We start from the raw sequence: 2,413 nt of genomic DNA, 5'->3' as shown, positions 1-2,413 counted from the left end.
CATATGTGGACACCCCCTCGGTCAAGCCTTTCTTCTGATCTTTTTGAACCCGGCTGGCTGCTCGCATATGTCCGGCCTCTCTGATGATCGGCCGAACGGCCGCGGGCCTTGATGAAATCCGCGGATCATGGTCCCAATCAAAAAAGCGCATTCTGCAGATGCAGTCTCGCGAACGGGTTGTCCTGATCCCCGGCGGAACCGGTATTCATCACGATCGTCTGGCAGGCCCTCCGAACTCGGTGACGCTGGTGCGTCGGTTTCTATGCGATGGCGTTTGTGTATACCGTCTGCCGAGTCATCACGGCCCATGCGATCCGCGCCATCTTGTTCGCCAGCGCCACGGTCGTCAGGCGCGGGGGCTTCGTTAACAACAATTTCCTGACCCACTCGATGAGCGGCCCGTGCATCTTATGCCTGACATGCCTGAGGACGGCTGTCGCGCCGACGATCAGCAGCGTTCGCAGATATCGGTTCCCGGCCTTCGTGATCCTGCCGAGGCGCTCTTTTCCTCCAGACGAATTCGATCGTGGCGTCAGCCCGAGCCATGCGGCAAATTCTCGCCCCGACCTGAAGACTGACGCATCAGGCACCGTCGCCGCCAGTGCTGTGGCAGTGATGACGCCGACGCCCGGGATCGTCGCAAGCCTGCGGCCTGCTTCGCTCGTTCGTTGCCATTCGCGTATCTTGGCTTCAAGTGTCCTGACCTCGGCGGTCAGGGAGTCGATTTGCCTGGCCAAGGATACGACAATGTCAGTCACGAGCGGCGGAACGTCCAGCTCTGTCGGCTCGTGTGCGAGCACCCGCTCGACGAGCTCTGCCGTTCTTTCGATCCCGACCGGCGCCACGATGCCGATCTCGGTGAGATGGCCTCGTAAGGCGTTCACCAGCATGGTCCTCTGCCGGATGAGGAGAGCACGCGACTTGTGCACCATCAGGATCGACTGCTGCGACGCGGTTTTGATTGGAACGAACCGCATGGTCGGCCGGGTCACAGCCTCGCAGATCGCCTCGGCATCCACCATGTCGTTCTTCCCCCGCTTCACGTACGGCTTCACATAAGCCGGCGCCATCAGCTTGACCTCATGGCCCATGCCTGTCAGTTCGCGAGCCCAGTGATGCGCGGAGCCGCACGCCTCCATGCCGATCAGACTCGGCTCCAGCTTGGCAAAGAATGCAAGAAGGTGTGTGCGCCGGAGTTTCTGAGCGATCACGACACGACTGCTGTCATCAATGCCGTGAACCTGGAAGACATTCTTTGCAAGGTCGATTCCGATTGTCAGCCTGGACATCCCGTTTCCTTTCCAACGTTTGATTGGTCCCTGCCGATATTCTCGGCGGTAGTGGTGGGGGTGTCCACATCATCAAAAATCGTGAGATTTGCCTTCGTTCATGAGCACCGCGATCGCTGGCCTGTCGAAGGACTATGCCGCGTCTTGCAGGTGTCCACGCGCGGCTATCGGGCCTGGGCGTCGCGCCCCACCTGCCAGCGTGCTCGCACAGATCTGAAGCTGCTGGCGCATATCCGCGAGCAATATGCCTTGAGCCGTGGCACCTATGGCAAGCCTCGGATGACCATGGAACTCAAAGAGGTGGGGCTTGAAGTGGGCGAGCGTCGTGTGGGACGGCTGATGAAGATCAATGGGATACGGCCTATTCGCACTCGCCGCCACAAGGTCATCACCGATAGCCAGTACCACCTTGGCGTTGCTCCCAATCTGCTGGACGGGGATTTTCTGGCTGCTGCGCCTAACCAGAAATGGGCGGGCGACATCAGCTATATCTGGACCACTGAGGGTTGGATCTACCTTGCGGTCGTCATCGATCTGTTCAGTCGTCGCGTGGTTGGTTGGGCTGTCAGCGACCGGATGAAGAAGGACCTGGCGATCCGAGCCTTGGAAATGGCCATAAACCTGCGTCAGCCACCCAAGGGATGTATTTTCCATTCCGATCGCGGCAGCCAATATTGCTCCTACGACTTCCAGAAAAAGCTGCAGGTCCACGGCGTGCGGCCATCGATGTCAGGCAAGGGCAACTGCTATGATAATGCTGCAGCCGAGACCTTTTTCAAAAGCCTGAAGGCAGAGGTGCTCTGGCGTCAGACTTGGCCAACCAGACGGCAGGCAGAGACCGCCATCTTCCAGTACATCAACGGCGTCTACAATCCACGTAGGCGCCATTCATATCTGGGCGGCATCAGCCCCCTCGCTTTCGAAGCAAAGGTGGCACAGTGAGATAGGTGACCGGCACAATTCCGTGAGAAGTCCGACCCTCCGATCAAGCGGCTGACAGCCTTCGACCGTTTCCGAGACTGAAGGCTGGTCGCCCACTTGCAGTACCCATGCTCTGAGTGCATGGCAGGCGTCATGCCTTGTGTCTTATCGATCGAGTGCCAAGAGCCTATATTCCAATCATC

The 2,413-nt window shown here is 58.9% G+C and carries 1 protein-coding gene and 1 pseudogene; one reads left to right on the top strand and one right to left on the bottom strand.

The window, feature by feature from the left end; genetic code table 11:
- Positions 1-260 precede the first annotated feature (260 nt).
- Entirely contained in the window at positions 261-1,289 is a 1,029-nt protein-coding gene (locus ASB66_RS26000) for an IS110 family RNA-guided transposase (protein ID WP_060718548.1), read from the bottom strand.
- 75 nt (positions 1,290-1,364) lie between these two features.
- On the opposite strand from ASB66_RS26000, the pseudogene ASB66_RS25995 reads away from it, so the two are divergent.
- A pseudogene (locus ASB66_RS25995) lies at positions 1,365-2,231 on the top strand (IS3 family transposase); the annotation flags it as partial.
- Positions 2,232-2,413 lie beyond the last annotated feature (182 nt).

It is taken from the genome of Gillisella vitis, from assembly GCF_001541345.2.
GTDB classification, from domain to species: Bacteria; Pseudomonadota; Alphaproteobacteria; order Rhizobiales; family Rhizobiaceae; genus Allorhizobium; species Allorhizobium vitis.
Note: the sequence above shows the minus strand (reverse complement) of the source record. Positions and strands in the feature narration are given on the sequence as shown.